Below are 7,232 nucleotides of genomic sequence, written 5' to 3' on the forward strand. Positions count from 1 at the left end.
GCAATGCGTTCACCCCGTTGTGACGCTGGGGAGTCGGTACACCCGCTCGGCAGTGGTCCGGACCGCTTCGGCGACTTCGTGGACAGCTTCGCCCCTGAGCGCCGCGAGGTGACGGACGGTGTAAGCCGCGCCGAACGGCTCGTTCGGCCGTCCACGGAACGGGTGGGGGGTCAGAAACGGTGCGTCGGTCTCGACGAGGTACTGGTCCGCCGGGCAGAGCCGGGCTGCCTCGTGGAGGCCCTTGGCGTTCTTGAACGTCACCGTGCCCGCGAAGGAAAGGACGTATCCCGCGTCCACGCACTTGCGGGCCATTTCCGCGTCCCCGGAAAAACAATGGAAGATTACGGCATTCGGCGCATTCTCTTCGGCCAGGATGCGCAGCACGTCGTCGTGGGCCTCGCGGTCGTGGATCATCAGCGGCTTGTCCAGCCGCTTCGCGAGGTCGATGTGCCAGCGGAACGCCTCCTGCTGGGCGTCGTGCGGCGAGTAGTCCCAGTAGTAGTCGAGACCGGTCTCGCCGACCGCGACCACGCGGTCGGTCGCAGCCAGGCGCTCCACTTCGGACTTCTCGGCCTCGCCGAACGCCTTGGTCCGCGTCGGGTGGATCGCGACGGCGGCCCACACGCGCGGGTCCCAGCTCGCCGCCTCGGTGGCCCAGCGGGCCGAGGCGAGGTCGTCCGCGACCGTGACGACGCGGGCGACACCGGCGCGCTCGGCGCGGTCGACCATGGCCGCAACATCGGCCGCGGTGACCGCGCCGCACGCGTCGAGATGGGTGTGCGCGTCCACCACCGACACCGGGAGCCGGTCCGGGACCGGCGGCAGCTCGCGCTTCTCGTCACCCATGCATACCTCTTACTCCTTGGTGATCGGCGCCCACTCCGGGCCGGTCTCGCCGAGCGCCGGGTCGAGCTTGGTGAACAGCGGCGACGGCTTGGCCAGCGGCACGCCGACCTCGATCGGCTTCGACTCCCACTTCGCCTGCTCGACCGCGTAGTCGCCGGTCAGGATCGGGTTGACCCGGCCGGCGATGTCGAGGTCGTCGACCTCCTTGAGCTCCGGCTGGGCGGCCCAGACGCCGGTGCCGCCGAGGGCCTCGTGCACCTTCTGGGCCGAGTGCGGCAGGAACGGCGTCAGCAGCGTGTTGGCGTCGGAGACGACCTGCAACGCGGTGTGCAGCACGGTGTCGCGCCGCGCCGGGTCGTCCTTGAGCTTCCACGGCTCCTGGTCGGAGATGTACTTGTTCGCCGCGGTGACGACCTTCATCGCCTCGCTCGCCGCCTGCTTGAACCGGGAGCGGGCCAGGTGCGCGCCCGCGGTGTCGAACGCCTTGCGCGACAACGCCTTCAGCTCCTCGTCGGCCGCTGTCGGGGCCTCCGGGCGCGGGATGGCGCCGACGTTCTTGTGCGCCATCGAGATGGACCGGTTGACCAGGTTGCCCCACTCGTTGGCCAGCTCGAAGTTGGTCCGGCGGACGAACTCGTCCCAGGTGAAGTCGGTGTCCTGGGTCTCCGGGCCGGCGACCGAGATGAAGTACCGCAGCGTGTCCGGGCCGAAGTCGCGCAGGAAGTCCTCGACGTAGATGACGCGCCCTCGCGAGGTCGAGAACTTCGAGCCGCTCATGGTGAGGAACTCGCTGGAGACGATCTCGTCGGGCAGGTGCAGCTTGCCGTACTTGCCGGGCTCGCCGCCCTTGTCGCCTTCGCCGTTGTGGCCGAACAGCAGCGCCGGCCAGATCTGGGCGTGGAAGGTGATGTTGTCCTTGCCCATGAAGTAGTACGACCGGGCGTCGGCGTTGTTCCACCACTCCTGCCACGCGTCCGGGTTGCCGGAGCGCCGAGCCCACTCGACGCTGGCCGAGAAGTACCCGATCACCGCGTCGAACCAGACGTAGAACCGCTTCAGCGGCTGGTCGCGCCAACCGTCGAGGGGGATCTTGACGCCCCAGTCGAGGTCGCGGGTGATCGGCCGGGGCCGCATGTCGTCGATCAGGTTCTTGGTGAAGTTGAGGACGTTCGGGCGCCAGTCGGTCTTGGTGCCCAGCCAGTCGCCGAGGGTCTTGGTGAAGGCCGGCAGGTCGAGGAAGTAGTGCTCGGTCTCGACGAACTTCGGCGTCTCGCCGTTGATCCGCGACTTCGGGTTGATCAGCTCCGCGGCGTCGAGCTGGTTGCCGCAGTTGTCGCACTGGTCGCCGCGCGCGCCGTCGTACCCGCAGATCGGGCAGGTGCCCTCGACGTAGCGGTCGGGCAGCGTGCGGCCGGTGGACGGGCTGATCGCGCCGCGCGTGGTCTTCGGCACGACGTAGCCGTTGCGGTGCAGCGCCAGGAAGATCTGCTGCGTCACCTCGGCGTGGTTGCCGGTCGTGGTCCGGGTGAACAGGTCGTAGGAGAGGCCGAGGCCCTGCAGGTCGGTGCCGATCTGGCGGGTGTACTTGTCCGCCGTCAGCTGCGGGGTCGAGTCTTCCTTGTCCGCCTGGACCGTGATCGGGGTGCCGTGTTCGTCGGTGCCGGAGACCATGAGCACCCGGTTGCCGGCCATTCGCTGGTAGCGGGAGAAGACGTCGGACGGGACGCCGAATCCGGACACGTGGCCGATGTGGCGGGGGCCGTTGGCGTAGGGCCAGGCCACCGCGGTCAACACAGGGGTGCTCATACCTTATTAGCCTACGGAGGGCGTCACGCGCATTGTCGAGAGGGAGGCCCGGTTGTCGGCGACACGGCTGCTCGTGCTCGGGGTGGTGCGGATGTACGGCCGCGCGCACGGCTACCAGGTGCGGCGCGAGCTGCTGAGCTGGTCGGCGGACAAGTGGGCGAACGTCCAGCCCGGCTCGATCTACCACGCGCTGAAGAAGATGACCACCGAAGAGCTGCTGGAGCAGGTCGACGTCGAGCCGGGCGCCGGCGGCCCGGACCGCGTCGCCTACCGGCTCACGTCCGAGGGTGAGCAGGAGTACCAGGTGCTGCTCTCGAAGGCGCTGTCCGACCCGGAGCTCAACCACCCGGACCTGTCGGCGGGGATCTCACTGATGACGACCCTGCCGCGCGCCCGCGTGATCAACCTGCTCCGACACCGGCTGGTGCACCTGGAGGCCGAGCAGCGGCAGGCGGTGCTGATGCTCGACGAGGTGAAGGCGAGCATGGAGCTGGGCACGCCCGAGCACGTCGGCGAGCTGTACCGGCTGTGGGGCGGGATCACGGACGCGAGCCTGACGTGGCTGGAGGGGCTGATCGCCCGGCTCGAGGCCGGTGAGTACGAGATGGCGGGCGAGTCCGGCGCGTCTTTCGGAGAGCCTCCGGCCGGGTAGGCGGGCGGCCGGCCGCTGGAGGTCATGAACGACTCGTTCATGACGTCAGGCCAGGCGTCGGTAATCAAGTTTGACTAGTGGGTCCTCGCTGCGGCACAGTGTGCCCTTCAAGTAGTCAAGTTTGATTAGAGAGGGGTTCCCATGATCACCGCACGCGGTCTCGAGCGGCGGTTCCGCCGCAAGGGCCGCACTGGGGGCGAAGTCCACGCGGTCAAGGGCGTCGACCTCGACGTCGACGCAGGCGAGCTGGTTGCCTTCCTCGGCCCGAACGGCGCCGGGAAGACCACCACGCTCCGCATGCTCACCACGCTGCTGAAACCGACCGCGGGCACCGCGACCGTCGGCGGCCGCGACCTGCTCGCCGATCCGCTCGGCGTGCGCGAACGGATCGGGTACGTCGCCCAAGGCGGCGGGACCGCGCCCGAATCCACCGTCGCCGACGAGCTCGAGCTGCAGGGGCGGCTCCACCGGATGAGCAAGGCCGACGCGATCGCGCGCGGGGCCGAGCTCGCCGAGCGGCTCGACCTCACCGGGCTGGACCGGCGGCCGGCGAAAACGCTGTCCGGCGGGCAGCGGCGGCGGCTCGACATCGCGCTCGGGCTGATCCACTCGCCCGAGCTGGTGTTCCTCGACGAGCCGTCGACCGGGCTCGATCCGCAGAGCCGGGCGAACCTGTGGGAGCACATCCGGCGGCTGGGCGTCACCGTCTTCCTGACGACCCACTACCTCGACGAAGCCGACGCGCTGGCGGACCGGCTGATCGTCATCGACGGCGGCCGGATCGTCGCCGAGGGCCCCCCGGACGCGCTCAAGGCGCAGGTCAACGGCGATCGCGTCGAGGTCGGCGTCGATCCGGAACAGGGCGCGGACGCCGCCGAGATCGCCGGACGGCTGGCGGGAGCGCGCGAGCTGTCCGCGGCCGGCGGCGAGATCCGGTTCCGGGTGCCGCGCGGTGACGTCGCGCTGCCGGAACTCCTGCGCGCGCTGGACGCCGAGAGCATCCCGATGCGGTCGGTCCAGGTGCACCGGCCGACGCTCGACGACGTCTTCCTGACCCTGACCGGACGCTCCCTGCGCGAGGCCGAGGAGGGCACCCGTGCTGCGTGACACCTGGCTGATCTTCCGGCGCGACACCGTGGCCGCGGTGCGCAACCCGACCTGGCTCGTCATCGGGATCATGCAGCCGCTGCTGTACCTGTTCCTGTTCGGGCCGCTGATGGTCAAGGCGGTGCGGGCCCAGGGGCTGTCCGAAGTGGACGGCTGGCTGCTGCTCACCCCGGCTCTGATCGCCCAGCTGGCGCTCTTCGGCAGCTCGTTCGTGGGGTTCGGGCTGCTGGCCGACTACCGCTCCGGCGTGGTCGAGCGCTTCCGGGTGACGCCGGTCAGCCGCGCGGCGCTGCTGCTGGGCAAGGTGCTGGCCAACGCGCTGCAGGCGGTCGTGCAGGCCCTGCTGATCATCGCGCTGGCGTACCTCGCGTTCGACCTCGACGCGCCGGTCGGCGGCGTGCTGCTGAGCCTGGTGATCGTGTTCCTGCTGGCAGTGTCGCTCGCGTCGTGCTCCTACGCGCTCGCGCTGACGCTCAAGAGCGAGGAAACGTTCCCCGCCCTGCTCAACGCCGTGCTCATCCCGCTGCTGCTGCTTTCCGGGATCCTGCTGCCGATCACGGCCGGCGCCGCACCTAAGTGGCTGTACACCGTTTCCCAGCTCAACCCGTTCCGGCACGTCGTCGACGTCGAGCGCAGCACCTTCCGCGGCGACTTCACGGTGGACGCCTTGTTCACCGGCAGCGTCGTGGTGCTCGTCATGGCGGTGGTGTCCGTGTGGTGGGGCACCCGGACCTTCCACCGCGACAACGCCTGACCGGAAAGTGCCTGATCAACCTGGGCGTTGCTGACTGCGGGCCCGCCTCCGGCGACGTATGGTGTGCTCTCATCTACGCGCCGGGGGCGGACTGTGACGGAGCCGGAGAGCGAACGCGGCATCTCGCTGTCCCACCGCGAGCGCGTCGCCGACTGGTACGCCGTGCGCGCGGCGGACACGAAGTTCGTGTCGGTGACGATCACCGAGAACGTCAACTGGAGCAACGGCGCGGCCGAGCGCAACCTGGCCGGCGCGCAGGAGGCCGGGCTGCACGTCGGTGGGCGGCACTACGCGCGGCCCGGCGCGGTGCACGACCAGGCCGACCACTTCGTCCGGACGGCCAGCAGGCTCGGCGCGTTCGCGCCCGGGTCGCTGGCGCCGGCACTGGAGGTGGCGGCGCCGAGCGTCGACGACCGGTTCATCAAGGCGTGGATCAAGCACGTCCGGCACGCGGCGCGCATCGAGCGGGTGCTGGTCTACGCCGACCACGACTGCTGGGCGCACCGGCTGCACCCGGACCGCTGGGCCGACAGCGAGGTCATCCTCTGGCTGACCCGCCACAACGGCATCCCCGGCCGGCCGGGCTGGTTCCACTCGCGGCTCGGCCTGCACCAGCACGCGTGCGCGCCGGACGTCCCCGGCATCGCCGGGCCGGTCGAGCAGAACGCCGTCGTGTACCCGTTCACATTGGGCGACTTGCTGCTCTGACCTGTGGTGGTATGGCGCCATGCGCGTGACGAGCACCCCACTCCGGACGGACGTCACGCCCGCGCGCGCGTTCGCGGTCCTCGCCCACCACGCCGCGGCCCGCGGGCTGCCGCCGCCCGCGATGCTGTCCGGCGAGTGGTTCGGCGCGCAGGCGGTGATCGCGCCTTCGCCCGCGGTGTCCCCCGGTCCGCCGCCGACCGTTTCACCGGTGCCCGCGCCGCCGGGGGTGATCGGCGGCGGCTGGTTCGGCTACCTGGGGTACGACCTCGCGGATCCGTCGGGCCGCACCGGTTTCCTGCCGCCGTCGGCGTGGGGCTGGGCGGACCACGTGCTGCGCTGGTCCGCCGCCGGCACCTGCCACCTGGAGTCGCTGGACGGCGGCGGCCCGCCGGTGTCCACGATGGAATCCCGGCTGGCTTCCGACGTCCCCGGACTCACCTGGACGGCCGGGCCGCTGCGGCGTCCGCTGCCGTCGGAGCACCGGGACGCGGTGAAGGCGTGCGTGCACGCGATCGAAGCCGGGGAACTGTTCCAGGCCAACATCTGCTCGCGGTTCACGGGCACGTTCTCGGGCTCGCCCGAGGCGTTGTTCGCGGCCGGGGTTTCGTCGTTGTCCCCGCGCCGCGCGGCTTTCCTGGCCGGCCCGTGGGGGTCGGTGGTCTCGTTTTCGCCGGAGCTGTTCCTCGCGCGCCACGGGCGGGCGGTGCGCTCGACGCCGATCAAGGGGACGCTCCCCCGGCGCGGCCCCGCCGACGACGGGAACGCCGCGCTGCTGCGCCGGTCCGCGAAGGACGTCGCGGAGAACGTGATGATCACGGACCTGGTGCGCAACGACCTCGGCCGGGTGTGCGAGGTCGGCTCGGTGACCGTGCCGTCGCTGCTGCGCGTCCGCCCGGCGCCGGGCGTGTGGCACCTGGACTCGACGGTGACGGGCACGCTCCGCCCGCCGGTTTCGGACGCCGAGCTGCTGGCCGCGACGTTCCCGCCGGGCTCGGTGACGGGTGCGCCGAAGATCCGCGCGCTGGACCTGATCGCCGCGTTGGAGCCGGTCGGACGCGGCGTCTACACGGGCGCGATCGGCCTGCTGTCCCCGGCGGCCGGGCTGGAGCTGAACGTCGCGATCCGCACGTTCGAGATCGCCGGCGGCGCCATCGCGCTCGGCATCGGCGGCGGCATCACGGCGGACTCGGACCCGGAGGCGGAGTGGCAGGAGTGCCTCCACAAGTCGGCACCCCTGGAACGCCTGCTCGCCACCGGCTCGTGAGTGTTCAGGGCGGTGTCGACCAGTACCACGGCTGCACCGCCTCGATCCAGACCACGCTTTCGTCCGGGCACAGCGAGAACGACAACATCTTCTAC

General features: G+C 70.8%; 7 protein-coding genes. 5 read left to right on the forward strand and 2 right to left on the reverse strand.

Going from position 1 to position 7,232, the window contains the following annotated elements:
• Nucleotides 1-9: 9 nt before the first annotated feature.
• Together AB0B33_RS43960 and metG are read right to left on the reverse strand one after the other, a co-directional pair.
• Nucleotides 10-846: a TatD family hydrolase gene (locus AB0B33_RS43960; protein ID WP_360783362.1), complete on the reverse strand. Its 837-nt coding sequence runs from the start codon at nucleotides 844-846 to the stop codon at nucleotides 10-12.
• 9 nt (nucleotides 847-855) lie between these two features.
• Complete coding sequence (gene metG, locus AB0B33_RS43965) at nucleotides 856-2,652, reverse strand: methionine--tRNA ligase (RefSeq protein ID WP_360783365.1); 1,797 nt, start codon at nucleotides 2,650-2,652, stop codon at nucleotides 856-858.
• Between the two features lie 52 nt (nucleotides 2,653-2,704).
• Between metG and AB0B33_RS43970 the strand changes: the two genes are divergently transcribed.
• The 5 genes from AB0B33_RS43970 to AB0B33_RS43990 all read left to right on the forward strand — a co-directional run bounded on the left by AB0B33_RS43970 (nucleotide 2,705) and on the right by AB0B33_RS43990 (nucleotide 7,137).
• Entirely contained in the window at nucleotides 2,705-3,304 is a 600-nt protein-coding gene (locus tag AB0B33_RS43970; protein ID WP_360783367.1) for a PadR family transcriptional regulator, read from the forward strand.
• Between the two features lie 141 nt (nucleotides 3,305-3,445).
• Complete coding sequence (locus AB0B33_RS43975) at nucleotides 3,446-4,411, forward strand: ATP-binding cassette domain-containing protein (protein WP_360783370.1); 966 nt, start codon at nucleotides 3,446-3,448, stop codon at nucleotides 4,409-4,411.
• Nucleotides 4,401-5,165: an ABC transporter permease gene (locus AB0B33_RS43980; protein ID WP_360783373.1), complete on the forward strand. Its 765-nt coding sequence runs from the start codon at nucleotides 4,401-4,403 to the stop codon at nucleotides 5,163-5,165. The genes AB0B33_RS43975 and AB0B33_RS43980 overlap by 11 nt, the downstream gene beginning before the upstream one ends.
• Before the next feature lie 93 nt (nucleotides 5,166-5,258).
• Nucleotides 5,259-5,873 (forward strand): GH25 family lysozyme, encoded by a 615-nt coding sequence (locus tag AB0B33_RS43985; RefSeq protein ID WP_247018271.1) that lies wholly within the window; start codon nucleotides 5,259-5,261, stop codon nucleotides 5,871-5,873.
• 19 nt (nucleotides 5,874-5,892) lie between these two features.
• Nucleotides 5,893-7,137, forward strand: coding sequence for an aminodeoxychorismate synthase component I (locus tag AB0B33_RS43990; RefSeq protein WP_360783376.1), 1,245 nt, complete (start codon nucleotides 5,893-5,895; stop codon nucleotides 7,135-7,137).
• Nucleotides 7,138-7,232: the final 95 nt, after the last annotated feature.

Origin of the sequence: Amycolatopsis sp. NPDC049159 (genome assembly GCF_040648295.1) — a bacterium.
Lineage (GTDB): Bacteria > Actinomycetota > Actinomycetes > Mycobacteriales > Pseudonocardiaceae > Amycolatopsis > Amycolatopsis pretoriensis_A.

Excerpts from the sequence above, each read along its gene's own strand:
- AB0B33_RS43960 (WP_360783362.1), bottom strand. The coding sequence starts at position 846 with ATGGGTGACGAGAAGCGCGAGCTGCCGCCGGTCCCGGACCGGCTCCCG.
- metG (WP_360783365.1), bottom strand. The coding sequence starts at position 2,652 with ATGAGCACCCCTGTGTTGACCGCGGTGGCCTGGCCCTACGCCAACGGC.
- AB0B33_RS43975 (WP_360783370.1), top strand. The coding sequence starts at position 3,446 with ATGATCACCGCACGCGGTCTCGAGCGGCGGTTCCGCCGCAAGGGCCGC.
- AB0B33_RS43990 (WP_360783376.1), top strand. The coding sequence starts at position 5,893 with ATGCGCGTGACGAGCACCCCACTCCGGACGGACGTCACGCCCGCGCGC.